The sequence below is a fragment of the Aeromonas sp. Y289-2 genome (assembly GCF_027705925.1).
Taxonomy (GTDB): domain Bacteria; phylum Pseudomonadota; class Gammaproteobacteria; order Enterobacterales; family Aeromonadaceae; genus Aeromonas; species Aeromonas veronii.
The window spans coordinates 244,108-268,645 of record NZ_JAPDCH010000003.1; the positions used below are offsets into that span (position 1 = coordinate 244,108).

Annotated in this window: 19 protein-coding genes; 15 read left to right on the plus strand and 4 right to left on the minus strand. The window is 58.3% G+C overall.

Annotated elements, in window-relative coordinates:
• Positions 1–19: 19 nt before the first annotated feature.
• Positions 20–3,301, minus strand: coding sequence for a miniconductance mechanosensitive channel MscM (gene mscM / locus OKC43_RS07555; protein ID WP_236271592.1), 3,282 nt, complete (start codon positions 3,299–3,301; stop codon positions 20–22).
• 155 nt (positions 3,302–3,456) lie between these two features.
• Between mscM and OKC43_RS07560 the strand changes: the two genes are divergently transcribed.
• Positions 3,457–4,794, plus strand: a complete 1,338-nt coding sequence (locus OKC43_RS07560; protein ID WP_236271593.1) for an MATE family efflux transporter — start codon at positions 3,457–3,459, stop codon at positions 4,792–4,794.
• A gap of 88 nt (positions 4,795–4,882) precedes the next feature.
• Here the strand turns inward: OKC43_RS07560 and OKC43_RS07565 are convergent, their stop codons facing one another.
• The gene (locus OKC43_RS07565) at positions 4,883–5,704 is read right to left on the minus strand and encodes a peptidoglycan DD-metalloendopeptidase family protein (RefSeq protein WP_236271594.1); all 822 of its coding nucleotides are present in this window, start codon (positions 5,702–5,704) and stop codon (positions 4,883–4,885) included.
• A 302-nt stretch (positions 5,705–6,006) separates the two neighbouring features.
• On the opposite strand from OKC43_RS07565, the gene OKC43_RS07570 reads away from it, so the two are divergent.
• Positions 6,007–6,786: a BPSS1780 family membrane protein gene (locus tag OKC43_RS07570; RefSeq protein ID WP_236271595.1), complete on the plus strand. Its 780-nt coding sequence runs from the start codon at positions 6,007–6,009 to the stop codon at positions 6,784–6,786.
• Positions 6,787–6,852: 66 nt separating this feature from the next.
• Here the strand turns inward: OKC43_RS07570 and OKC43_RS07575 are convergent, their stop codons facing one another.
• On the minus strand, positions 6,853–7,752 hold the full coding sequence (locus OKC43_RS07575) for a LysR family transcriptional regulator (RefSeq protein ID WP_005362277.1): 900 nt from the start codon (positions 7,750–7,752) through the stop codon (positions 6,853–6,855).
• Positions 7,753–7,878: 126 nt separating this feature from the next.
• Here OKC43_RS07575 and OKC43_RS07580 point away from each other — a divergent pair, with 126 nt between their 5' ends.
• The 4 genes from OKC43_RS07580 (at position 7,879) to oxyR (ending at position 12,327) form a co-directional block, all read left to right on the plus strand.
• Entirely contained in the window at positions 7,879–8,739 is an 861-nt protein-coding gene (locus OKC43_RS07580; RefSeq protein WP_005335035.1) for a Vmh family MBL fold metallo-hydrolase, read from the plus strand.
• 74 nt (positions 8,740–8,813) lie between these two features.
• Positions 8,814–9,458, plus strand: coding sequence for a DsbA family protein (locus OKC43_RS07585; protein ID WP_236271596.1), 645 nt, complete (start codon positions 8,814–8,816; stop codon positions 9,456–9,458).
• A gap of 172 nt (positions 9,459–9,630) precedes the next feature.
• A complete protein-coding gene (locus tag OKC43_RS07590) occupies positions 9,631–11,271 on the plus strand; it encodes a methyl-accepting chemotaxis protein (protein ID WP_005354004.1) in 1,641 nt (546 codons plus the stop codon).
• A 156-nt stretch (positions 11,272–11,427) separates the two neighbouring features.
• Positions 11,428–12,327 (plus strand): DNA-binding transcriptional regulator OxyR, encoded by a 900-nt coding sequence (oxyR, locus tag OKC43_RS07595; protein ID WP_021229787.1) that lies wholly within the window; start codon positions 11,428–11,430, stop codon positions 12,325–12,327.
• Between the two features lie 49 nt (positions 12,328–12,376).
• Here oxyR and OKC43_RS07600 read toward each other — a convergent pair whose 3' ends face one another.
• The gene (locus OKC43_RS07600; RefSeq protein WP_042054572.1) at positions 12,377–14,848 is read right to left on the minus strand and encodes a penicillin-binding protein 1A; all 2,472 of its coding nucleotides are present in this window, start codon (positions 14,846–14,848) and stop codon (positions 12,377–12,379) included.
• Between the two features lie 300 nt (positions 14,849–15,148).
• Here OKC43_RS07600 and tapM point away from each other — a divergent pair, with 300 nt between their 5' ends.
• The 9 genes from tapM to OKC43_RS07645 all read left to right on the plus strand — a co-directional run bounded on the left by tapM (position 15,149) and on the right by OKC43_RS07645 (position 24,464).
• Positions 15,149–16,210: a PilM family type IVa pilus assembly protein TapM gene (gene tapM, locus OKC43_RS07605; protein ID WP_005362273.1), complete on the plus strand. Its 1,062-nt coding sequence runs from the start codon at positions 15,149–15,151 to the stop codon at positions 16,208–16,210.
• Entirely contained in the window at positions 16,198–16,776 is a 579-nt protein-coding gene (gene tapN / locus OKC43_RS07610; protein WP_270803995.1) for a PilN family type IV pilus biogenesis protein TapN, read from the plus strand. Before tapM ends, tapN begins: the two co-directional genes overlap by 13 nt.
• Entirely contained in the window at positions 16,773–17,372 is a 600-nt protein-coding gene (gene tapO / locus OKC43_RS07615) for a PilO family type IV pilus biogenesis protein TapO (RefSeq protein WP_236271597.1), read from the plus strand. Before tapN ends, tapO begins: the two co-directional genes overlap by 4 nt.
• Positions 17,369–17,902, plus strand: coding sequence for a pilus assembly protein PilP (locus OKC43_RS07620; RefSeq protein ID WP_005335020.1), 534 nt, complete (start codon positions 17,369–17,371; stop codon positions 17,900–17,902). Before tapO ends, OKC43_RS07620 begins: the two co-directional genes overlap by 4 nt.
• 16 nt (positions 17,903–17,918) lie before the next feature.
• The gene (gene pilQ / locus OKC43_RS07625; protein WP_236271598.1) at positions 17,919–20,144 is read left to right on the plus strand and encodes a type IV pilus secretin PilQ family protein; all 2,226 of its coding nucleotides are present in this window, start codon (positions 17,919–17,921) and stop codon (positions 20,142–20,144) included.
• A 191-nt stretch (positions 20,145–20,335) separates the two neighbouring features.
• The gene (gene aroK, locus OKC43_RS07630) at positions 20,336–20,854 is read left to right on the plus strand and encodes a shikimate kinase AroK (protein ID WP_005335014.1); all 519 of its coding nucleotides are present in this window, start codon (positions 20,336–20,338) and stop codon (positions 20,852–20,854) included.
• Between the two features lie 14 nt (positions 20,855–20,868).
• Complete coding sequence (gene aroB, locus OKC43_RS07635) at positions 20,869–21,951, plus strand: 3-dehydroquinate synthase (RefSeq protein WP_005362254.1); 1,083 nt, start codon at positions 20,869–20,871, stop codon at positions 21,949–21,951.
• A complete protein-coding gene (locus OKC43_RS07640; protein WP_236271599.1) occupies positions 21,941–23,521 on the plus strand; it encodes an SPOR domain-containing protein in 1,581 nt (526 codons plus the stop codon). Before aroB ends, OKC43_RS07640 begins: the two co-directional genes overlap by 11 nt.
• Before the next feature lie 70 nt (positions 23,522–23,591).
• Positions 23,592–24,464: a Dam family site-specific DNA-(adenine-N6)-methyltransferase gene (locus OKC43_RS07645; RefSeq protein WP_236271600.1), complete on the plus strand. Its 873-nt coding sequence runs from the start codon at positions 23,592–23,594 to the stop codon at positions 24,462–24,464.
• The last annotated feature ends 74 nt before the right edge of the window (positions 24,465–24,538 follow it).

Below are 24,538 nucleotides of genomic sequence, written 5' to 3' on the forward strand. Positions count from 1 at the left end.
GCTCCTTTTACCTCGCGGATCAGCCGCGGCTCAGGTGAACGTCGATCTGTTGATGGGGCAGGGTAAGTCCCTGCTGCTGCATCTTCTCCAGCACCAGCGAGTGAACCTCGTGGGTGATGGGCATCCGGTGATCCATGTTGTTGACGTAGAGGCGGATCTCGTAGATCAGTGCCGAGTCGGTGAATTCGATCAGGAACACCTCTGGCGTCGGCGTCTCCAATACCAGGGTCGATGCCTGGATGGACTCTTCCAGAATGCGCTGCACCAGTTTCGGATCCCGGGTCAGGCCGATCCGGATCCGCAGTTTGACCCGGGTGATGGCATCGGAGAGCGACCAGTTGATGAACTGCTCGGTGATGAAGGCCTTGTTGGGCACGATGATCTCCTTGCGATCCCAATCCACTATGGTGGTTGCCCGGGTCTTGATCTTGGTGACGGTGCCGGTGAGATCGCGGATGGTGACGGTGTCACCGAGCCGGATCGGCTTCTCAAACAGGATGATGAGGCCGGAGACAAAGTTGGCGAAGATCTCCTGCAGGCCGAAACCCAGCCCCACCGAGAGGGCGGCGACCAGCCACTGGGTCTTCGACCAGTCGATGCCGAGCATGGAGAAGCCGGTGAGGGCACCGATCAGGATCACCAGATACTTGCTGGTGGTCGTGAGGGCAAAGCCGGTACCCGGGGAGAGGCTGAGGTGTTGCAGCAGGGTCAGCTCCATCAGCCCCGGCAGGTTGCGGGCAGTCACCACGGTCAGAATGAAAACGAAGGCGGTCAGCATCAGATCCTGCAAGGTGATGGCCGAGAGCTGCTCGATGCCGCCAATCTTGCTGCTTACCTGCCACACCTCGATATTGCTGAGGAAACTGAACGCTGAGTTGAGATCCGACCATTGCACCACCACCAGCATGGTGAAGCCCAGCATCAGCAGGGTGCGCACCAGCCCCAGCGACTGTGCGCTGATGGTATCGAGATCCAGTTCAGTCTCTTCCACCACGTCCGGGGTCTCGGAGCTGAGCTCGTCTTGTCCCTCTTCCCGGCCGCGCTGGGCCAGGATCTCGGCCCGCTTGCTCTTGGCGCGCTCGAAGGCGAGGCGGCGGCGCTGGATCAGCATCCAGCGTCTGGCCAGATAGTAGACCAGCAGGCAACCCAGCCCCATCAGCAGGCTAAGCTCCAGCTGGCGCAGCAGGGTGCGCGAGGTATAGAAGTAGCCAAACAGGGCGCCAATCACCGCCAGCAGCGGCGCCAGCATCAGGCTGTTCCAGATGAAGTGGTGCAGCAGATGGGGCTTGGTCATGTCGGTCTGGCCCCAGGTGAGCGGCAATCGCTCCCGGTTGAGACGGGCAAAGAAGAGCAGCAGCCAGAGTGCACCGATCATGAAGGCCATCCGGCCGAGGGAGTCGTAGAAGGCGTGCTCCTGATAGCTGTTGGCCATCCCCTGCACAAAGAAACTCGGGATCAGCACCAGCAGCAGGGTGCGAAACTGCCCCCACACCTTTTGCACCTGTTCCCGGGGCCAGCGGAAGTGGTGGATCAAAATCCCCCGCTCCAGCGTCAGGTGGCGGGCCATCACCAGTGCCAGCAGCAGAAACCAGATCTCGCCAAGGCCGCGCGCCACCGCCACTGCAAACGGGTATTGCCAGGCCCCTTCGAGCAGGCCGCGTACCATCAACACCATGGCGGGCAAGGGGAGGGCGGCAAGCAGGGATCGCAGCAGCAAGCGGCTGGTGAGGCTGAATTTGTCCTGGGTCACCTTGCCGATCCGCGGCGCAATATGGTCGCAATAGAGGCTCAGATGACGGGCCAGTTTGAACCAGCTCCAGGCCAGCACCAGCAGACCAATACCGGCCAGCGTGAGGCTCAGCGGGCTGTTTTCGGCGATGGCGTAGGGCAGTTGCAACCAGTTGTCCGGGTTGAAGGCCAGGGTCAGCGCGGCAGGAATGCCGAGCATGACCTGTGGGGTAAAGGGGCGCACATCCGGCATCCAGAACAGGTGGCTGGCGCTTATTTCGCGGATCTCGTCGATCTTGCTGTTCTGGCGGCTGTAGAGCAGTTTGAGGCGGGTCTGCTCCTGAATGAGGGTGTCTGAGGCGTCGTTGAGCCGGGTCAGCAGTTGGCGCCGGGCCTTGAGCAGGTTGTCGAGCACCGCTTGCTGCGGCCGATCGAGCGTTACCTCCTCTTCGGCCATCAGCTTGTCGCGCAGCTGGCGGGTATCCTTGAGCCCATCCTGCTCGCTCTCGTACTGGTACTTGGCCATGCGGGCGCTGACGATGGCGGACTCCAGCTTGTCGAGGGGGAACTGGGGAGGCAGATCGGAGAGTTTGCTGCGCAGGTTCTCGCCGTAGGCATTACTGATCTGCAGCCACTCCAGCTGTTCGCGTACCGAGTTGACCAGCTCATTCAGTTCAAACAGATTCTTGTCGACGTTGCGCTGCTCGTCCTGCACCCGCTCAATCTGATCCTCCAGCGTGCCGAGCTGGATGGAGAGCGCCTGATTCTGCTGTTGCTGCTCCAGCAGCAGCGGCATGTCGGTGGTGAGCTGTTTGCGCAGCCGCTCGCTCTCCTCCAGCGCCTGCTCGGTCTTCTCCCGCCGCAGCTGGTTCTGTTGGGTCAGCAGGCTGGCTTGCCACTCATCCTCGTCGGCGATGGCCAGATTGAGCTCCTGCAGCTTCAGCTTGCCGAGATCGTTGCGCTGCTGGGCCGAGAGCTGCTCCAGCTCCAGCATCTGGATCCGGTCGGAGAGGCTCTGCTCCTTCATTCTGGTCAGCAGCAGTTGTGCCTCCTGCTGGCGATCCGATTCGCTGCTGAAGCTCAGTCGCTCCAGCTGGCTGCGGGTCAGTTGCAGCTGCTTGCGCAGATCATCCACCCGCAGGTGATACTCCTGACCGGTGCTCTCCAGCTGGTTGAGGCTGTCCATCACCCCCTGCCGCTCCTTGCGCAGGTTGAGCTGGCGGTTGCTGCTCAAGCCTATGGCCTGGCGCAGCGCCTCCTCCTTGAGGCTCGCCAGCGGCGGGCGAGCTGCGGGTTGATAGTTGTGCAGGCTCTCCTTGAGCCGTGCCGACTCCTTGGGGTAATCGATAAGGATCTGCTGATAGGCTTTGCTCTGTTCACGGTAGCGCTCGGCCTCTCTGGCAAATTGCAGTGCCTGCTGGTAGCTCTCCCGCAGCTTCTGGTTTTCCGGGGTATCGCTCTTGGGCACGCTTTGCAACAGGGATTCGGCCTGGGCAATGGCATCGTCGGCGCGCACGGCTGGCGGCAACAAGATAAGGGAGAGCAGCAAGAGGGTGAGCAGGCGTTGCAACATGAGGCTCGTTTCCGTTCAGAAGAGGTGGCCCTAGCCTAAAACAGGGCAGGGAGGCGGGTAAAGCAGTCTATATTAATGATTCATAACACAAATAACAGGAAGTCGTGCTGCCGTTTCGCTATGATCCCGGCCGCTTTCTCTCCACCGAGTCGAATATGTCAGCTGTTGATCTGGGCACAGCCCCGCTGTCTCGCCTTTTCTGGCGTTACGTAACCCCGACCGTGGCGGCCATGCTGATCACCGGCATCTATGTCACCATCGATGGCATCTTCGTTGGCCATGTGCTGGGTCAGGATGGCATGGCCGGTCTGATGTTGGCTTATCCCATCTGTGCCGTGCTCTATGCGGTGGGGGCGCTGATCGGTATGGGGGCCTCGTCGTTGGTCTCCTTCTATCTGGGGCAGGGCAACCCGGCCAAAGCCCGCCATATCGTCGGCAATGCGCTGGTGATGGTGTTGCTTGCCTCGGCACTGCTCAGTTTTATCGGGATCCGTTATGGCGAGCCCATGCTGGCCTGGATGGGGGCGGAGGGGGAGATCTTCACCGCCGGGCTCTCCTACCTGCAAGCCTACGCCTGGCTCGGCGTCTTTGCGGTGCTGTCGATGGCGTTCAGCTCGCTGCTGCGCAACGATGGCCGCCCCGGATTTGTCACCCTCATCATGGTAGTCGGGGGGCTGCTCAACGTGCTGCTCGACTATCTGTTGATGGTGGTGTTTCCGTTCGGACTGGCCGGGGTGGCGACCGCCACTATGCTTTCCCAGGCGGTGACGGGCCTCGCCTGCCTGTGGCACTTCTTCACGCCGCGCAGCCAGCTGCGGATAAGCTGGGACACCTTGCGCCCCGATCTACGGCTGATGGGCGAGACGGTGCGCCTCGGGGTCTCCAGTTTTCTAATGTACCTCTATCTCTCGGTAGTGCTGGCGCTGCACAACAAGGCGTTGCTTGCGGTGGGTACTTCGCTGCATGTGGCGGCCTACGGGGTGATCAGTTACACCGAGGCCTTCTTCTATCTGGTGTTTGAGGGGATCGCCATGGGTATCCAGCCCATCGCCAGCTTTAACGCGGGCGCCGGTCACTGGCGGCGTGTGCTGCGGATCCGCAATCTGGCACTCGGAGTGACGTTGGGGATCGCCCTATCCGCGATGTTCCCGCTTTATCTGTGGCCGGAGGCGGCGGTCTATCTGTTTGCCGGCGACAACGCCACCCTGCTGCCGGTGGCGAGTCTCGGGATCTGGCTCTACTTCTGGGGGCTGCCGATGGAGGGCTTGCTGCTGGTGGGGGCCACCTACTTCCAGGCCATCAATCGGGCCCGCATCGCCTCCTTGCTCACCGGCGGCAAGCTGGTGCTGATTGGCGGTTTCTTGTGGGGCTTCTCGACCCTGTGGGGCGTGCCCGGCGTCTGGCTGGCATTGCCAACGTGCAGCTCATTGCTGGTGTTGGTGATGTGGCGGGCGATGCGTCGGGAGTCCGGCGCCCACACGCTTGCCGGATAGGTAATCAGGTTCGACGTGCAGACAGCAGACAGGCAGCCATGGGCTGCCTGTTTTGTTAGAGGATGTTTTGTTAACGGGCTCTGCCGATTCAGGACTTGAAGGCACCGATAAAGATGGCGGGATCGACCCGGGTGTCGTTGAGGCTGACGTTCCAGTGCATATGGGGGCCGGTAGCGCGGCCGGTTGAGCCGACTCGCCCGACGATGCCGCCACGCGGCAGGCTCTGACCGAGCTTCACATCGATCTTCGACATGTGGCAGAACATGCTGATGAGCCCCTGACCGTGGTCGACAAAGACGGTATTGCCATTGAAGAAGTAGTTGCCGATCAGGATCACTTTGCCTGCGGCGGGGGACTTGATCGGGGTGCCGGCGCCCACGGCGAAGTCGAGGCCGGAGTGGGGATTGCGCTCCTCGCCATTGAAGAAACGACGCAGGCCAAACGGGCTGGAGAGGGGGCCGTTGACCGGCTTGTCGAACATCAGGTTGCTCGGCTGGTTGGGGCTGAAGGTCTGGTAAGCCCGGGTCTGCTCCGCCAGCTCGCGGTTGATACGTGTCATATCCTCGGCGAGCGGATTGACCTGACGGCTGTTCTTGAGCTTGATGTGCTGTTCGCGGTAGTGCTTGGGGGTGACGGTGAAGTCGAGAGTACGGCCATCACCTGTGGTCAGTTGCTGGGCGCCGAGTTTGCTTTTCAGAGATATGCCGACGATGGCGATCCACTGGTTGTCTTCGCGCACTACCAGCACGGGTTTGTCATGATAGCGGGCCGTGGGGGCAGTGGGTGACGTGCCAAGAGGGATCACCGCAACGCCACCCGGCACCGGATGGTTGAGCAGGCGACTGATAAAACCCTCGGCCAGGGCTGACTGGCTGGTCAGGAACAACAACAGACAACAAACAACTCTCATGACGATACCACTCGATGTTAAAACGCCCGGGATGGCGGGATGACAACCCCCTGTCCGGCATTCGCCGATCACTAAAGGGTGATCACGACACGTAGGCCACGACAGGTGCGGCTGGGGAAGGGGGCTGATTGTGCCTCGTTATGGTCGGGGCAGCCAGAGGCGGGGCGTGGCTGACGCCCCTTTTGTGCATCGCTGCGTCAGGTTTTATGTCGTGGTCGGGTTGCTTCGCCATTGAGTCGCCCCCGCCCTGGCTCTAGAATCGGCTTCCGGCACTGATGCCACCGACACTCCGAGGAGACGATATGAACGGATTACCCCCTTTGCGCACCACTCCGGCCCGGTACACGACAGGTCGTGGCTGGCTCTGGGTTCGCAGCGGGTTCGATATCTTCAACAAGGGGATGGGGATCAGCGTGGCCATGGTGCTGGTCTGGTTTATGGTGGGTATGCTGCTGGAGCAACTGCCGGCGGGTGGCCTTATCTCCCAGCTGCTCTACATGGTGTGGGGCGCGGGTTGGGTGGCGGTCGCCGCTCGGGGTTATCGGGGGGAGCCGCTGCAGTTTGCCGATCTCTTCGCCGGTTTTCGCCACAAGTTGACCCCGCTGATGCTAGGCGGTCTGCTGGTGTTGCTGCTGTTCAGCCTAGTTGGCCTCGTCTGTCTCGGTCTGCTCTCCATGTGGGGGCTGCTCCCGCTGCTGACGCAGGATCCCGAGAGCATGGTGGTCTCAGCCAGCCAGTTGCAACAGCTGCTGCTGGTATTGCTGGTGGGGATGCTGCTCATCATTCCCGTGCTGATGGGGGTCACCTTTGCTCCGGCGCTGATCTACCACCACGATATCGGCATCATCCAGGCGGTACGGCTGAGTTTCTTCGGCTGCTGGCGCAATATTTTTCCCTTCTTCTGGTGGGGGCTGCTCTCAGCCATTTTGTTGCTGTTTGGCGCTGTGCTGTTGCTGGTAGGTCTGCTGGTGGTGATCCCGGCGCTCAACTACTCCATCTATGTGGCTTATCGGGATATTTTCCTGGACGAGAGTGCGCAGCCGGAAGCGCCGCACTCAGAATCATTCGGATTTGAAGCCTGATCAAGGGATCAGAGTGAAGAAGGGGCCCGCAGCGGCCCCTTCGTTATGTTTGGGTGTGCGGAGTGCTTACTCCTGCCAGATGGGATCCGCCGCCATGCGGGCCAGCAGAAAATCGAGGAAGCTGCGCAGTAGCGGCGACATCTGCTTGCGGGTGGCATACACCCCATAGACCCCGAGGCGCTTGGGCTGCCAGTCGGTCAGTAGGGGCACCAGTTCCCCGCGCTCCAGATAGGGTTGTGCCGAGTAGCGGGGTTGCAGGCTGATCCCTGCGCCTTCCAGCGTTGCTTCCAGCAGCAGGTTGGAGATATTGGCGCTCAGGTTACCGCTGACCGGCACTGACTCGGGACCGTCCGGTCCATTGAACTCCCACAGGCTCTTGCCGAAGTAGGTGTAGGTGAGGCAGTTGTGCAGCGCCAAATCCTGCACCTTGTGTGGCATCGGATGACGGGCCAGATAGGCCGGACTGGCACAGACTACCGAGTGGCAGGTGCCGAGACGACGTGCCACCAGATTGGGGTCGAGGTCGTTGGTGATGCGCACCGCCAGATCGATCCGCTCCTCTACCAGATTGACGGTTCTGTCGAGCAGCAGAATGTCGATGGCCGTCCCCGGGTATTGCGCCAGATAGTCGTTGGCCGCCCCGACCAGCAGCGCTTCTGACAGGGAGTAGCTGCTGGTGATCCGCAGTTGTCCCTTGGGGGCGTCATCTCCCTTCACGGCGATCTGCTCCATCTCTTCGCCGAGCGCCAGCATGGCGCGGGCCCGGTTCAGCGCCTCCTCTCCCGGCCCTGTCAGGCTCAGACGACGGGTGGTGCGGTGCAGCAGGCGGGCGCCCATCCAGCTCTCCAGCTCGGCCAGATAGCGAGACACCATGGCGCGCGACATATCCAGTTTCTCTCCGGCGCCGCTCAGGCTCCCTTGTTCGACTACGCTGACAAAGACCCGCAATGCGGTCAGTCGATCCATGTATGGTTCTCTATATGTTCGATATGTGCAACAGTGATGCGCTTTTTATGCTGTATTTGCACCTTAATTGATCCAATACACTGTGTCCATCAAATGAACCCCCGAATACTTAATGAGGAATAGATGATGAACAACACCCTGATCCGCAACCTGACTCTGGCGACCACCCTGCTGAGTGGCGCTGCACTGGCCGCCCCCCTGAGCGTGACCGTCTACAACCCTGGCGAGAAGGCGATCTTCCCGGTCTCCTCCTCACTGGTGACCGGTGACAAAGAGGCCATCCTGATCGATGCCCAATTCGATGTGCAAAATGGTCAGGCGCTGGTCGACATGATCAAGAAGAGTGGCAAGAAGCTGACCACTGTCTATATCAGTGCCGGTGACCCCGACTTCTACTTCGGTCTGGAGCCGGTCATGGCGGCGTTTCCGGATGTCAAAGTGCTGGCCGATCAGCACGTGGTTGACCACATCAACCAGACCAAGGATGCCAAGCTGAGCTACTGGAGCCCGATCCTCGGCAAGGGTGCACCGAAGAGCCTGACCGTGCCGCAAGTGATGACCGCCAGCCACCTGACGCTGGATGGCGAGAAGATTGAGATCAAAGAGATGAACACCCCGAATGCCTACCTCTGGGCTCCTTCCATCAAGACTGCTTTTGGTGGTGTACCGGTCTACCACGGGGTGCATGTCTGGATGGCGGACAGCCAGACCAAGGCGGCCCGCAGCAACTGGGTCAAGGCGCTGGACAACCTGCTGGCCCTGAAACCCGAGCGCGTGGTACCGGGCCACTTCCTGGGGACTGCTCCCAAAGGCACTGCTGCTGTGACCTTTACCCGTGACTATGTAGAGCGTTTCGAACAGGAGCTGGCCAAGGCGAAAAACTCCGGTGAGCTGATTGAGGCTCTGAAGAAAGCCTATCCGGCACTGCCGGTTGACGATGGTCTGGCCATCGGTGCCAAGGTCAATACCGGCGAGATGAAGTGGTAAGCCACTGAGCCTGCTTTCCCTGTGTTTTTTACCGGGCCTAAGGGCCCGGTTTTTTATCCGAGATTGAAGTGAGAATGAAGATGAGCGAACAACAAACCACCCTCTATTATGTCTATGACCCGCTCTGTGGCTGGTGCTACGGTGCCGCCCCCCTGTTGCAGGCGGCAGCCACCATTGCTGGGCTCAAGATCGAGCTGCATGCGGGCGGTCTCTGGCTGGGGAGTCGCCGTCAGCCGATGGGCGAGGCATTGCGTGATTATGTGCGCCCCCATGATCAGCGGATCGAAGCGCTGACCGGCCAGCATTTTGGCGAACGCTACTTTAACGAACTGCTGCTGCGGGAGGGCTGTCTGCTGGACTCCGAGCCGCCGATCCGTGCGGTTTTGGCCGTCACGGCGTTGGGGGGCGATGGGCTGGTCATGTTGCACCGGATCCAGCAATCCCACTATCGGGACGGGATCTGGATTGGTGAGCCGGCATTTCTCGCCACGCTGGCGGCAGAGCAGGGGATTTCAGCCGAGGAATTCCAACAAGCTTATCTGCAGGCCCCCTTGCTGCAACATCTGGCAGATAGCCAGGGCTGGATGAAACGGCTGGGCGGTCAGGGTTATCCCACCCTTGGGTTGATGCACAACGGTAAGGTGAGTGCTGTTCGAGTGGCTGACTTTTTGGGCGATCCTGCCGGGTTGCGTCAGCATCTTCTTGAGTTGATGGAATAGTTATTAGAATGTGAACGGACAAGGTCTCTTTAGAAGTGAAGTGAACGGGCCGATATTCCTGTATGCAGAAGCGATATGAAAGCCTTCGACTTTCTGCTTGCAGACTATGCTCTATGTGACCATTCCCGGCGGATGTTGCGGGAGTGCAGACTCATTTCAAGGAAGCCCCCATATGTTCAAAAACATGTCTATCGGCCAGAAATTGAGTGCCGGATTTGCCATCCTGGCACTGCTGGTACTGGGCTTGGCCTGGTTTTCTATCAGCCAGTTGGCAAAGCTCTATGGTGATACCGAAACCATCACTGACAACCTGCTGCCGTCAACCCGCTATGCCAGCCAGATGCATGTTGCCATTCTGGATGCGCGCCGCTCAGAGCTGGCCCAGGTCATCGGTGGTCTGAACAAGGATGATCAAGAGGTAAGCGATCGCACCCTGACCTTCAATAAGGCCAGGCAGGAATTTGAGCAAGCAGCCCAAAAATACGGTGCTTTAGCTTTCACTACAGGTGAAGAGAAACAGGTTTATGAGCAGGTGGTTGCGGCGGGGGCCAAGTATTTTGCGGTGCATGACCAACTGTTGAGCGCCTTCGCTGCTGGCGATCTGGAGCGAGTCAGAAGTCTGCGCAAAAACGAAACCCGGGTCGCGCTGGAGGAGGTGGGAGCAAAATCCTTCCGCCTGCGGGAAATCAATAACGAGATTGCGGCCCAGATGACAAAAGATGTGGAGGCGCTCTACAGCAGTGCCAGAACCATGAGCGTCATTGTCAGTCTGGTGACGCTGGGTTTTGTTGTGGCAATTGCCTGGCTGCTGACCGGTCAGATCCGCAATCCGGTGATGGCGTTGCTGGAACAGACCCGGCGGGTCTCCTCTGGTGATCTCACCTCCCGCATCGATATGCAGCAGTTCAACAATGATGAACTGGGAACCCTTGCCAAAGGGTTTGGTGAAATGCAGACCAATCTGCGCACTCTGGTGAGTGAAGTGTCGGGCTCTGTGGTGCAACTGAGTTCCGCCGCGGAGGAGATCAGCTCTGTTGCCAGCCAGTCAGCCAACAATATGAATGCTCAGCAACATGAGCTGAACCAGCTGGCGACGGCGATGAACGAGATGCAAGCCACGGTGCAGGAGGTCTCTCGCAATACCAGCGATGCGGCCAGTGCCGCCACCTCGGCCAGTGAGACTGCCGAACTTGGTGCGCAAACGGTGAATGACTCCATTCTGCGCATCGAACGGGTCGCCGGTGCTATCGAGAGCACTGCGGTGGTGATCCGCCAACTGGGCGATGACAGCCGCAATATCGGTATGGTGCTAGAGGTGATCCGTGGCATTGCCGAACAGACCAACCTGCTGGCATTGAACGCCGCCATTGAAGCGGCCCGTGCCGGTGAGCAGGGGCGGGGGTTTGCGGTGGTGGCCGATGAGGTGCGTACTCTGGCCAAGCGCACTCAGGACTCCACCTCCCAGATCAACACCATCATTGCCGAGTTGCAGCAGCGTGCCGAACAGGCGGGCAGTACCATGCAACAGAGTCAGGAGCTGATGAATACCACGGTTGCTACCGCGCGGGAAGCGGGCGAGTCTATCTCCCAGATCAGTGGCTCGGTCAGCAGCATCTCCCACATGAACATCCAGATTGCAACGGCCACCGAAGAGCAGGGAGCGGTGAGCGAGGAGCTCAACCGCAACGTGGTCAATATCAGCCATGCTTCCGAAGAGGTGGCCGCTGGTGCCACCCAGATGGCTCAGGCGTGCAACGAGCTGAACCATTTGGCCACCCAGTTGCAGGATATGGTGCGCCGTTTCAGGGTGTAATCCCTCGGCGAGCCAAACCGCCCGATTACCGCAAGGTGATCGGGCTTTTCTGTTTTGGAGGGGGAGCCAGAGAGGCTCACTGCAAGTGGATGACTTGTCCCGCCGGACGATATTGTGCATGCTGATGGCCCATTTTCCAGGCAGGACTCTTGCTGTATGAATCTTCGCGATCTCGAATATCTGGTGGCGCTGGATGAGGAAAAACATTTTCGCAAAGCTGCTGAACGCTGTTTTGTCAGTCAACCCACCCTGAGCGGCCAGCTGCGCAAGCTGGAGGATGAACTCGGGGTCATTCTGATCGAACGTACCTCGCGCAAGGTGCTGTTTACTCCGGCTGGCGATGCCATGGCCCATCAGGCGCGTCGGGTGCTCAAGGAGGTGCGCGAGCTCAAGAGCATCGGTCAGCATTTCTCCGAGCCGATGTCCGGGGAGATCCATATCGGTTTTATTCCGACCGTGGGCCCCTACCTGTTGCCCCGCATTATCCAGACCCTGCGTGAGCGTTTTCCCCAGCTGGAGTTCTACCTCTACGAGGAGCAGACTCAAACCCTGCTCAAACGGCTGGAAGAGGGGGAGCTGGATTGCGTCATTCTGGCCGAGATGCCGGGGATGGAGGGGTTTGGTTCAATCCAGCTCTATCATGAGCCGATGTGGCTGGCGGTGCCTTGCCATCACCCCGAAGCACAGGCCAGGCAGGTGCCACTCGGCAATCTCAAGGGCAAGAAATTGCTGATGCTGGCCGATGGCCACTGTTTGCGGGATCAGGCGATGGGATTCTGTTTTGCCGGCGGGATTGGTGAGGATCAACGCTTCAAGGGAACTAGTCTCGAGACCCTGCGCAACATGGTGGCCGCCGGTAGCGGCATGACCCTGGTGCCAAAGCTGGCCGTACCTGCCGATCATGATGAGGGAGGGGTGAGCTATCGGCCCGTGGTTGACCCTGTGCCGGGGCGTACCATCTCGCTGCTCTATCGCCACTACTCGGTGCGTCGCCCCTGTTTCAACGAGCTGGCCGCCTCGATCGCTACGCTGATGACCAAGCAGTTGGCCCAATAAAAAAACCGGCAGCCAAGGCTGCCGGTTTTGCTTCTGCCGCGAGAGCAGCTTAGAAGATATCGTCGGTTGAGACAGGCCCTTCCACATCGGGGTTGTCACCACCGTAGACCTGATTGCCATCCGAGCTCGGTGCTGCATAGCGGGTCGGTTCGGTCCCTTCCTTGAAGTATTCGTCTGTGCCGCCACTGGTCGCCAGCAGGCCGGTTTCGCTATCAATCTTCACTGTCATGATCCCCTCGGGAACCGGCATCTTGTGCTCCGGCAGCTTTTTGAGGGCGACTTTCATGAAGTCGATCCAGATAGGCTGTGCGGCGCCACCGCCAAACTCGGCACGGCCAAGGCCACGCTGGTGGTTGTCAAAACCGATCCATGAGGTAGCAACGATGTCCGGGGTGTAGCCGGAGAACCAGGCATCCCGCGATTCGTTGGTGGTACCGGTTTTACCGGAGATGTCGTGACGTTTCAGGTCGCGGGCTGCACGCCAGCCGGTACCACGCCAGCCGTTGCCACCCCAGATGGCTGTGCTCAGGGTGTCGGTGATCAGGAACGCACTCTGGGCACTGATGGTATGCGGGGCAATGGTTGGCGCGAGAGGGGTCTGCGTGCCATCTTGTGCGGCTCCATCAACAGTTGGCTCCGGCAGTGTGCTCTGCTCGGGTGCGGCCTGCTGTTCGCAGGTGGTGCAAGCAATTGCAGGATTGGCCTGATAGAGGGTGTTCTCCAGACTGTCGGTCACTTTGTCGATGAAGTATGGGGTCACCAGGAAGCCACCGTTGGCCAGAACCGAGTAACCACGCACTACCTCGAGGGGGGTGAATTCGGCAGCCCCCAGTGCCAGCGACTCATGGGGAGAGATGAAGTCGCGGGGGAAGCCAAAGCGGGTCAGACCGTCGATATAGGTATCCAGACCGATGGCGCGCATCAGTCGAACCGACATCACGTTCTTGGACTTGGCCAGTCCCAGACGCAGCGGAGTGGGACCATCATAAACGGCCGGGGAGTTCTTGGGCTGCCACATGGGTCCTTTTGACGGATCCCACTGGTTGATCGGCGCATCGTTGATGAGCGACGCCAGGGTATAGCCATGCTCCAGCGCGGTCGCATAGAGGAAGGGCTTGATATTGGAACCGATCTGGCGGCGTGCCTGATCGACCCGGTTGAATTTGGATAGTTCGAAGCTGAAACCACCGACTAGTGCTTCCAGTGCCCCATTTTTCGGGTTCATGGCAACCAGCGCGGCGTTGACGTCCGGGATTTGGGCCAGCAGCAACTCTTCGCCCTCTTCCCGCACCCAGATCTGGGCGCCGACTTTCAGCACATCGCGCGCCGATTTCGGGGCATAGCTCTGACGGTCGTCGGTAATAAAGGAGCGAGCCCATTTGATGCCATTCCAGCCGAGCTCTGCTTCCTTGCCATTCTTCAGTACCAGCGTGGCGCTGCGATCACCGAGCTTGGTCACGACTGCCGCCATCAGCGGATCATAAGTGGGCTGCTTGCCAAGGTGAGCGACGATCTGCTCGTAATCCCAGGCTGTCTCGCCAGCCTTCCACAACTGAGCCGTCGGGCCGCGATAGCCGTGGCGCATATCATAGGCAAAAACGCCATCCAGCAGCGCCTGTCTGGCTGCCCGCTGACGTTCGGCAGAGACGGTAGTGTAGACGTGCAGGCCCATGGTGTAAGCATCTTCACCGAACTGCTCGACCATCTTCTGGCGCACCATTTCACCAAGATAGGGGGCGTGCAGGGTCACTTCGGCGCCGTGAAAACGGGCCTTGATCGGCATCTTGGACGCTTCGTCAAACTGGGCCTGAGTGATCTTGCCGGTTTCCAGCATCCGGCCCAGCACCACGTTGCGGCGAGCAAAGGCGCGTTCGGGGGAGCGGATGGGGTTGAGCATGGAGGGGGCTTTCGGCAGACCGGCAATGATGGCGATCTCGTCCAGTCCCAGATCCTTGACCTCTTTACCAAAGTAAACCTGTGCCGCAGCACCGATCCCGAAGGAGCGATAACCGAGGGGGATTTTGTTGAGGTAGAGTTCGAGGATCTCGTCTTTTGAGAGATTCTGCTCGATCCGCCAGGCAAGGAAGACCTCCTTGATCTTGCGGATGATGGTCTTCTCATTGCTCAGGAAGAAGTTGCGGGCAACCTGCTGGGTGATGGTACTGGCCCCCTGACGGGCATGACCGGAGACAGCCCAGACGGATGCAGCTCGAATGATACCAATCGGGTCAATGCCCGGGTGCTCATAGAAACGTGCATCTTCGGTCGCCAGTACGGCATCGATCATGGGTTGCGGAATTTCGTCCAGACGCAACGGAATGCGACGAATTTCGCCATATTGGGCGATCAACTCCCCATCCCGGCTGTAAACCCGCATCGGGGTTGCCAGCTTGACGTCACGCAGTGCGGTGACATCGGGCAGTTGGGGTTTGATATAGAAGTAGATACCGATGAGGCTGGCGACACCCAGCACTGCACCCAGCATCATGACAATAAACAGGCGAACGAGCCATTTCAGCATGGAAGAACTACCAATCGTCTTAAAATTAGCCAACGGGCGCAGAGTATAGCCCTTTTGCCATCGGGAATTCGAGGTTTTCCTGTGGCGAGCCACCCACCTCAAAAGGATGCGAGAGGTTAGCACTACGGGGAGTAATAACCAAGGAGGGCCACTTGCCATGAAGAAAGCGAGATGGGTCACTTTTCGACATAAACTTTATGACATTGATAGTTAGAGCATTTAGGATGAGTGAAGCACTCCTCTGATCGGGTGTCCTACACTCTGTTCAGGAATAAAACCAAATAACGCATGGATGTGTATATGTTTGGGCTTTTTAACAAGGGATCCCTCCTCCCTCTGGTGGGCATTGATTTCGGCAGCCAGACCATCAAGGCCGTTACCCTCAGTGGCCGACCTGGCAAGCTTCATCTCGAATCGGTCGCCGATATTGCCACTCCGAAAGGGACGCTGGTTGACTATCAATTGCAGGATATCGAGCGTGTCAGCCAATCTCTCAAGAGCCTCAAGCGCCTGATCCCTGCTCACAGCGACTATGCCGCCACTGCGGTGACCGGCTCCAACGTGATAACCAAGGTGATCCAGATTGATGCCCGCCTCAGCGACAAGGAGCTGGAGAGTCAGGTGCAGCTGGAGGCCGAGCAGATCATTCCCTTCCCCCTCGATGAAGTGAGTCTCGATTTTGAGGTGCTGAGCACCAACAATAGCGAAGATCGTCAAGATGTGCTGCTGAGCGCAGCCCGCACCGAGAGTGTCAACGGCCGGGTCAGCGCCCTTGCCGAAGCCGGTATTGCCGTCAAGGTGGTGGATGTGGGCGCCCATGCGCTGGGCCGTGCCGTGGTGGCCTGTCTGCCCGAATTGCAGGAGAGTGAACGGCCGATCGGGGTGATAGATATCGGTGCCAGTGCCATGACCTTTGCGGCGCTGGTCAAGGGAGAGGTGATCTACTCCCGCTTGCAAAACTTCGGCGGCGATCAGTACAGCCAGGCGCTCTCCTCCTTTTATGGCATGACGCTGGATGAGGCTGAGCAGGCTAAAACCAAAGGTACCTTGCCTGTTGACCATGAGCTGGATGTGTTGATGCCCCACATCAACTCGCTGCTGCAGCAAGTGCGGCGCAATATCCAGCTGTTTTGCAGTTCATCCGGTTATCGCGACATCGCAAAACTGGTGCTGACGGGGGGAGGCAGTCTGCTACCCGGTTTGTTGGTGCAGGTAAAAGAAGAGGTCAATTGCGAGGTGTTGCACCCGGATCTGTTCGCTCTGTTTGGCAAACCGAAAGGGGAGGCCGAGCTGGTACATGGTGCTAAATATATGACGGCATTCGGGTTGGCTCTGAGGAGTTTCACACCATGTCAAATATAAACCTTCTACCCTGGCGTGAAGCCCGGGCCCAGCGCCAAAAGAAACAGTTCGGGGCCTTGCTGGGGATTTTTGTGCTGGCCACGGTCGCGCTGGGATTTTTTGCCAACTGGCTGGTTGATCGCCAGATCGTCGCCCAGCAGCAGCGCAACCAGCGGCTGGTTCAGGAGATGACTATTCTCGATGCCCAGCTGGGGGAGATCCGTCTGCTCAAAGAGCGTCGCAAGGAACTGATCGATCGGATGCAGCTCATCGAGCAGTTGCAGATGCGACGCAATGTTCCCGTCCGCCTCTTCAATCAGCTGCCTTCACTGGTGCCCAACGGGGTTTACCTGAACACCCTCTCGATGCAGAACAATATTATTGATGTTAATGGCAAGACCGAAGCCTATGGTCGAGTGGCCAGCATGATGCGGCGGATTGATGGTTCCGGTTGGTTGGGTCAGGCAAAGATAAGCACTATTTTTGCGGCTGATGTTGCGCCAGTGTCATTGAGCCAGTTTTCCATGATGTTCCTGATCGTCAACAATGCTGCGGCTGCAGGGAATGTGGCCAAGGAGCAACAATGAACCTTCAGCAACTCAACGAGTTGGATATCAATGACATAGCAAGCTGGCCAAAATGGGCAAAAGGGGTCTTCATCTTTTTCTGCTGCGTGTTGACCGGCGGCGCCATCTACTACTACGTGATTGCCAACTCACTGACCAGTTTGACTCAGGAAACGGGGAAAGAGACCGAACTGAAAGCCAAGTTTGAAAGCAAGGCGATGCTGGCTGCCAACCTGGGGGCATACAAGGCGCAAATGGTTCAGCTTGAGCAACTGGTTGATACCCAGCTCAAGCAGTTGCCCAATACCCATGAGGTCGCCGGGCTGCTGGACGATATCAGCTTTATTGCTACCGACAACGGCTTGAAATTGAACCGGATCAACTGGGAACCTGAGGTCAAGCACGAGTTTTCGACAGAGCTACCGATGCGTATCGAAGTCGTGGGCACTTACCATCAAATTGGCAAGTTCACCGCTGACATGGCCGCTTTGCCCCGTATCGTCATCCTTGACTCCTTCACTCTGGGTCAGAGCAAGGATGAAGGGGAGCTGATTTCGATGTCGATGCTGGCCAAAACTTACAAGTACAACGGTAAAACAGTGGAGCCGAAACAATGAGACGCATCTGCTGGTTATTGCCTGCCCTCTTGCTGGCGGCCTGTGGTGGTCAGGAGGACATGGATAGCTATGTCGCCCAGACCAAAGCAAGGCCACCCATACCTATCGAGCCCTTGCCCGAGCTGAAGCCTTTTGCCCCTATGCACTACCAGCAACGCGAGTTGCGCAGCCCCTTCATGGTTCCCCAGCCTGAGGCGACGGTCGGAAGTACAAGTACTGCCAAGGCCCAGCCGGATTGTGCACAGACCCTGATGGATCGTGAGAAAGAGGTGCTGGAAAATTATTCGCTGGCCAGTCTGTCGATGCATGGTTCTTTGGGTAAGGCGGGTCAGTTGTGGGCCTTGATCAGCACCCCGGATGGCAAATCGATGCGGGTCGGGCTCAACCAGTATATGGGGCTTGATCAGGGCCGGGTCATCAAGATCACTGACACTGCCGTGGATTTGCTGGAAACCATTCCGGACGGGAAGGGGTGCTGGGTAACAAGAGAAACCCAGTTGGCGATGGCCAATGTGCAAGAAAAACAATAATCAGGGACGAACAGCAATGAGAACAACAATAGAGAGTGTATCCAAAGTGGCTTTGCTGTTTTGCGCCAGCGCCCTCAGTCAGGCGTGGGCAGTGGCAACCCTGCAGGAGATCAAGGTCAATCCGCTGCTTGCCGATCAATTGATGGTGGAGCTCAGTTTCAGTGAGCCGGTCACTGGCTTTACCGATCGTCTCTCTTACCAACCCAATCAGCTGTTGTTGCATGTTCCCGGTGCGGTAGGGGCGCTGAAAGTGAACCCGCTGCCGATCCAGCGTCTGGGGGTAGATAATATCAAGGTTGAGGGTAAGGGCGCAGGTCTGGATATCAAGATCGCACTCGATCAGCTTGCTCCCTATCAGGTGCAGCAACAGGGGAACAAATTACTGGTGTCATTGGGCGAGGGGGCCTCTTCCGGGCTCATCAATGGTGAGAGCGCGCTGATTGCACCCGCAACCTCGGCTACTCCTGTGCCAGCGCCCTCTGCGATGGTGGCCACACCCTCTCCTTCGGCGCTGCTCAATCCTCAGGTCGTTGCCCGGTCTATGCCTGTTGCGCCCGTGACAACGCCGGTAGCCACACAGCCTGCCAGCAAGCCGGTGCTCAACAACTATCAAAACAGTGGGGGCGGCGCCTATTTCAACTCGGTGACCGGTGTGGATTTTCGTCGTGGCAAGGATGGCCAGGGGGAGTTTCTGGTCACGCTGGATAACAGCTCGGCCGCTGTTGATGTGAGCAGCCGCGGCCAGACCGTACTGGCCAAGTTTCATGGCACTCGGGTACCGGATGGCTTGCTTAATCTGATCAATGTGCAGGATTTTGCAACGCCGGTCTCTCAGGTTGAAGTCTCCCGGCAGGGCAGTGATACCCTGTTTGAACTGTCGATCAATGGTCAGTTTGATTACCGTTACGATCAGGCAGACAAGCTCTTCATTATCGAGGTGAAAAAGCGGACGACGGCCACGGCATCCAAGCAGTATCAGGGCAAGCCCATTTCATTGAACTTCCAGGATATTCCGGTCCGTACCGTGCTGCAGCTGATCGCTGATTTCAACAATCTCAACCTGGTAACCACAGATTCGGTAGCAGGCAATATTACCCTGCGTCTGGATGGGGTGCCGTGGGAGCAGGCGCTCGACATTATTTTGAAGGTGCGGGGTCTGGATAAGCGGTTGGATAACAACATTTTGCTGGTAGCGCCTGCAGAAGAGATCGCAACGCGCGAGAAGCAGCAACTTGAGAGCCGCAATCAGGTCGCAGATTTGGCGCAGCTCTATACCGAATATCTGCAGATAAACTATGCCAAGGCCTCGGAAGTGGCGGCCCTGCTATCTTCCGAAAGTACCAAGTTGCTGTCACCCCGTGGTGCGGTCAGCGTGGACGAGCGAACCAACGTGCTGGTGGTCAAGGATACCGCTGATGTCATCAGCAGCATCAAACGGATGCTCGATATTCTCGATATTCCGGTCAAGCAGGTGGTTATCGAGGCGCGGATGGTGACCATTGACGACGGCTTTGATGAAGCGCTCGGGGTGCGGTGGGGTGTGACCAAAAACGATGGTCATGGCAACAGTACGTCCGGTTCCATAGCGGGGAATGATGGCTCTGGTAACAACAATGGTGGTTCGACAATTACCAGACCGACAGCAGACGATCGGTTGAACGTCAACCTGCCGGTGACCAATGCGGCCGGTACTTTAGCCTTCCAGGTCGCCCGTTTGGCTGATGGCACCTTGCTGGATCTCGAGTTGTCGGCGCTGGAAAAAGAGAGCAAAGCCGAGATTATCGCCAGTCCGCGCGTGACCACTGCGAACCAGAAACCGGCGCTGATCGAGCAGGGTACCGAGATCCCCTATGTGGAGTCCTCTTCCAGTGGCGCTACCTCGGTTACCTTCAAGAAGGCGGTATTGAGCCTGAAGGTTACTCCGCAGATCACCCCTGACAATCGGGTGATTCTCGACCTGACCGTGACCCAGGATACCAAGGGTGAAACGGTACCGACCGGTACCGGTGATGCGGTTTCCATCAACGCCCAGTCCATCACCACTCAGGTGTTGGTGAACAATGGCGAGACCCTGGTGTTGGGCGGCATTTATCAGCAGACCATCAAGAGCGATGTGACCAAGGTGCCGCTGCTGGGTGATATTCCCGGATTGGGGGCCTTGTTCCGCAAGACCACCAGCGAGAACAAAAAGCGGGAGTTGCTGATTTTCGTGACGCCCAAGATAGTCACCGACGCCTTCTGAATGCTTTACATATGAGGGTAAAACACATATAACCTTACGCCCCAATGAGGCTGGGGCGTAAGGGCTGCGGTTGCCAGTCCCGATATCTATTGAGATAATCCCCCTCCTGATCCATCGCAAGATAAGGTTCATAGGTACCCCGATCCAGTATTCATCGGGGTCGTACAGTTTGTAATTACTAACGAAAAGACATGGCTGAGAAACGCAATATTTTCCTGATAGGTCCCATGGGTGCGGGCAAGAGCACCATAGGTAGACATCTGGCAGAACAACTGCATATGGAGTTTTTCGACTCAGATCATGAGATTGAGCGCCGCAGTGGTGCTGATATCGGCTGGGTGTTCGATGTTGAAGGCGAAGAAGGTTTCCGGATTCGCGAAGAGAAGGTGATCGGCGAATTGTCAGAGCAGCAGGGTATCGTGCTGGCGACGGGTGGCGGTGCCATCAAGAGTCGCGAAACCCGCAACAAGTTGTCTGCTCGTGGCATCGTGGTCTACCTCGAAACCACTATCGAAAAGCAGCTGGCGCGCACACAGCGAGACAAACGCCGCCCTCTGCTACAGACCGAAGAACCGGCACGCGAAGTGCTGGAACGTCTGGCACAAGAGCGCAATGCCCTGTATGAAGAGGTTGCCGACTTTGTTGTGCACACCGATGACCAGAGCGCAAAAATCGTTGCCAATCAAATTGTAAAGCTGATCGGTATGTAATCTAGAGGACGTCCATGGAACGGTTGAAGGTCGAACTGGGTGAACGCAGCTATCCCATCGAGATAGCTGCCGGGTTGTTGCAGCGCCCCGAGGCGCTGGTATCGACCATCAAGGGCAAGCGGGTGATGATAGTGACCAACACGGTCGTTGCTCCGCTTTATCTTGAACAGGTAACCGCTCTGCTGTCGGGTTTTCAGGTTGAACACCTGATCCTGCCTGACGGCGAGGCGTACAAGAACCTGGCGACCTTTGAGCAGATCATGTCTGCTCTGCTTGAAACCAACCATGGGCGCGATACGACACTGATCGCTCTGGGGGGCGGCGTGATCGGGGATGTGGTGGGCTTTGCGGCAGCAAGCTATCAACGTGGCATTCCTTTTATCCAGATCCCGACCACCCTGCTCTCCCAGGTTGACTCCTCTGTCGGCGGTAAAACCGCTGTCAACCACCCCCTCGGCAAGAACATGATTGGGGCTTTTTATCAGCCCAAACAAGTTGTTATCGATACCGAATGTCTGAGTACCTTGCCAGCCCGCGAATTTGCCGCAGGGATGGCCGAGGTGATCAAGTACGGCATCATTTGGGATGCTGATTTCTTCAGCTGGCTGGAGCAGAACATGGTGCGTCTGCAACAGCTGGAACCTGCCGCACTGGCCTACGCCATCAAACGCTGCTGCGAGATCAAAGCCGATGTGGTCGGTCAGGATGAGACCGAGCACGGCGTCCGTGCGCTGCTCAATCTGGGCCACACCTTTGGTCATGCCATCGAGGCCGAGCAGGGGTATGGCAACTGGCTGCATGGTGAAGCGGTATCCGCCGGCACCATGCTGGCTGCTTGGACTGCGCAGGCACGTGGCGATATGAGCGAAGCGGACGTTGCGCGAGTGCGCGCCCTGCTGCTGGCCGCCAATCTGCCCATTCATGCGCCTGCCGAGATGGATTTCGCCGCCTTTATTCGCCATATGCGCCGTGACAAGAAGGTGCTGGAAGGCAAGCTGCGTCTGGTGTTGCCGGTTGGCATCGGCCATGCGCAGGTGGTGGGGGATGTGTCCGATGCCGAGTTGCTGGCGGTGATCGAGTCTGGTCGTGACGAATAAACTGCTAAAACTTCCTTCCCAGCGGCAGCTGGTTGACCGGCTGCTGCATCTGATTGAATTCAATCACCCTTTCATTTTTCTCTCCGGTAAACCCGGTTGTGGTCGCGGTACGCTGTGCGAATCCCTGCTCGGCGTGTTGCCGGAAAAAGTGCGGGTGGTAAGCCTGATCGGTACGCCTGCCATGAAGATGGTGGATGTGCGCCAGCTGTTGCTGCCACAGGTGGTGGCGCGCCCGCTGTTCAATCCACAGGATGCGCTGGCGGAGAGCTTCTTTCGCATGCTGGAGGGGAGCAAACCTGCCACCCTGTTGCTGTTGATAGAGCGTGCCGACCAGTTGCCAGCCGAATTGCTGGGAGAGTTGTGGGCGATCATCCGTCATAACGATACTCTGGCGGCGCCCCATCAGCTGGCCATTATTGTCTCGGGCAGTGACGTCTGGTGTCGTACCCAACGACCGCAGCTCAAAGGGCGTGCCATGCCAGCTCTTGAGCTGGAAGTGCCGCCCCTGAGCCCGCCCGAGCAGCGCATCTTCTTGTATGAAAAAGCCAAAGAGCTCAAGATCCCGGCGACCCTCTTGCCCAAGCCGCAAGTGGAGGAGATCCTGAAAACGGCGAACGGACATCCGTCCACCATCATGCAGTTACTGGAGGATATCATGACCGACAGAAGGCCCAAGAAGCGTCAGGCGGAGTTGCCCGTCAAGAAGATTGCCACCGCTATCGCGCTGGTCGCTGGCGGCCTGCTGGCGTTGAGCTACCTGCTGCCAGCGCTGTTTGACAATGAAAGCAAACCGGCACTGCAGGATCCGGCGCAGAACACGGCATTGCCGATCCCGGTAACGGGAGGCGATCCCCTCACCGCTGGCGGTTCGAATACAGATTCCGCTGCACAAGGCGCGCAAAACAGCGATGCAGCCAGCAATCCAAACGGGGTTGTGAAAGATTGGCAGCCGGAGGCGAAAGTGCTGCCCAAATCGGTGGAGAGCGAAACTGTGACCACCGAATCAACCAATTACGAAGGGCGTCGGGTGGTGATCTCTGACGAGGTCGTGCAAAAGCTGATGACCGAACCCAAGGTGAGCGGCGCACTGCCTACTGACGTGGTGGACGAGCTGACCGGCAAGAACCCGAGTGGCACAGCTCCCAGTGGTGCAGTCGCAACCACGGCGCCAGCCAGTACCGCCAAGGCACTGAATCCGGCGACAACCGCAACGCCTGCGGCCACCACCAAAACAGCCAGTAACGAGCCGGTTGCCGCGCCAGCACCCAAAGTGGCCCTGACACCGGTCGCCACCTTGAACAAGAAGCCGCGCAACCACTACAGCGTTCAGCTGATGGGGGCGAGCAACACCAAGGCGGTGGATCAGTTTGTCGCCGAGCATGGTCTGGCGGGCAAGGTATGGGTCTATCAAACCAAATTCCGTGGCAGCCCCTGGTACGTTGTGCTGCAAGGGGATTATGCCGGTCTGACCCAGGCCAAGAGTGCCATTCGCAAGCTTCCGCCAGCCTTGCTGAAAGGCCAGCCCTGGCCCAAGTCGTTTGCACAGGTACAAAAAGAGCTGAAGCAATAGCCTTGATACCGGATAAGGGGGTAGAATCGTCCCCCTTTTTGGGTCTTGCCTTCTTACACACCGGATTTCCATGAAAAAAACACGCGCTTTTTTAAAATGGGCCGGGGGAAAATACTCCCTGGTTGAAGAGATTGCCGAGCGCCTGCCGGCCGGGCGTGTGTTGCTGGAGCCCTTCGTCGGGGCCGGGTCAGTGTTTCTCAACACCGACTACGACGCGTATGTGCTCAACGACATCAATCCGGATCTGATCTGCCTGTACAACCATCTCAAGCTGACGCCGGACAGTTTCATTGCCGAGGCGCGCAAGCTGTTTGTGGCAGAGCACAACCACAAGGCGGCCTATTACCGGCTGCGTACCCAGTTCAATCAGACCGAGACCACCTTCGAGCGGGCACTCTTGTTCCTGTTTCTCAACCGTCATGGTTTCAACGGACTGTGCCGCTACAACAAGAAGGGCGGCTTCAACGTGCCGTTCGGTTCCTACAAGAAACCCTATTTCCCGGAAAAAGAGCTGTGGGCCTTTGCCGAAAAGGCGCAGAAGGCGACCTTTATCTGCGAGAGCTACGCCGATGCCATCAAGCGTGCCGAAGAGGATTGGGTTATCTATTGTGATCCTCCTTATGCGCCGCTCTCCACTACGGCGAGCTTCACCACCTATGCCTCCGGCGGGTTTACTTTGGATGATCAGGCGATCCTGGCGCGACTGGCCCGTCACACAGCTGCTCACAAAGGGGTGCCAGTGCTGATCAGCAACCACGATATTGAGCTGACCCGCGAGCTTTATCGCGGTGCCCGTCTCGACGAGATCCTGGTCAAGCGTACCATCAGCCGCAACGGTGGCACCCGCAACAAGGTGGCCGAGTTGCTGGCGCTCTATCCGCCCGGAATCGAACCTGAGCAGGGCTACTACCCCAGCGACAGCGAGCTGTTGCCGCTGAGCTAGCAACAAGACGGCACCTTCGGGGGCCGTTTTTGTTTGGCGAGCCGACCTGAATGGAAGCAGGGTAGGGGATTGCC

Excerpts from the sequence above, each read along its gene's own strand:
- mscM (WP_236271592.1), bottom strand. The coding sequence starts at position 3,301 with ATGTTGCAACGCCTGCTCACCCTCTTGCTGCTCTCCCTTATCTTGTTG.
- OKC43_RS07560 (WP_236271593.1), top strand. The coding sequence starts at position 3,457 with ATGTCAGCTGTTGATCTGGGCACAGCCCCGCTGTCTCGCCTTTTCTGG.
- OKC43_RS07565 (WP_236271594.1), bottom strand. The coding sequence starts at position 5,704 with ATGAGAGTTGTTTGTTGTCTGTTGTTGTTCCTGACCAGCCAGTCAGCC.
- OKC43_RS07570 (WP_236271595.1), top strand. The coding sequence starts at position 6,007 with ATGAACGGATTACCCCCTTTGCGCACCACTCCGGCCCGGTACACGACA.
- OKC43_RS07575 (WP_005362277.1), bottom strand. The coding sequence starts at position 7,752 with ATGGATCGACTGACCGCATTGCGGGTCTTTGTCAGCGTAGTCGAACAA.
- OKC43_RS07580 (WP_005335035.1), top strand. The coding sequence starts at position 7,879 with ATGAACAACACCCTGATCCGCAACCTGACTCTGGCGACCACCCTGCTG.
- OKC43_RS07585 (WP_236271596.1), top strand. The coding sequence starts at position 8,814 with ATGAAGATGAGCGAACAACAAACCACCCTCTATTATGTCTATGACCCG.
- OKC43_RS07590 (WP_005354004.1), top strand. The coding sequence starts at position 9,631 with ATGTTCAAAAACATGTCTATCGGCCAGAAATTGAGTGCCGGATTTGCC.
- oxyR (WP_021229787.1), top strand. The coding sequence starts at position 11,428 with ATGAATCTTCGCGATCTCGAATATCTGGTGGCGCTGGATGAGGAAAAA.
- OKC43_RS07600 (WP_042054572.1), bottom strand. The coding sequence starts at position 14,848 with ATGCTGAAATGGCTCGTTCGCCTGTTTATTGTCATGATGCTGGGTGCA.
- tapM (WP_005362273.1), top strand. The coding sequence starts at position 15,149 with ATGTTTGGGCTTTTTAACAAGGGATCCCTCCTCCCTCTGGTGGGCATT.
- tapN (WP_270803995.1), top strand. The coding sequence starts at position 16,198 with ATGTCAAATATAAACCTTCTACCCTGGCGTGAAGCCCGGGCCCAGCGC.
- tapO (WP_236271597.1), top strand. The coding sequence starts at position 16,773 with ATGAACCTTCAGCAACTCAACGAGTTGGATATCAATGACATAGCAAGC.
- OKC43_RS07620 (WP_005335020.1), top strand. The coding sequence starts at position 17,369 with ATGAGACGCATCTGCTGGTTATTGCCTGCCCTCTTGCTGGCGGCCTGT.
- pilQ (WP_236271598.1), top strand. The coding sequence starts at position 17,919 with ATGAGAACAACAATAGAGAGTGTATCCAAAGTGGCTTTGCTGTTTTGC.
- aroK (WP_005335014.1), top strand. The coding sequence starts at position 20,336 with ATGGCTGAGAAACGCAATATTTTCCTGATAGGTCCCATGGGTGCGGGC.
- aroB (WP_005362254.1), top strand. The coding sequence starts at position 20,869 with ATGGAACGGTTGAAGGTCGAACTGGGTGAACGCAGCTATCCCATCGAG.
- OKC43_RS07645 (WP_236271600.1), top strand. The coding sequence starts at position 23,592 with ATGAAAAAAACACGCGCTTTTTTAAAATGGGCCGGGGGAAAATACTCC.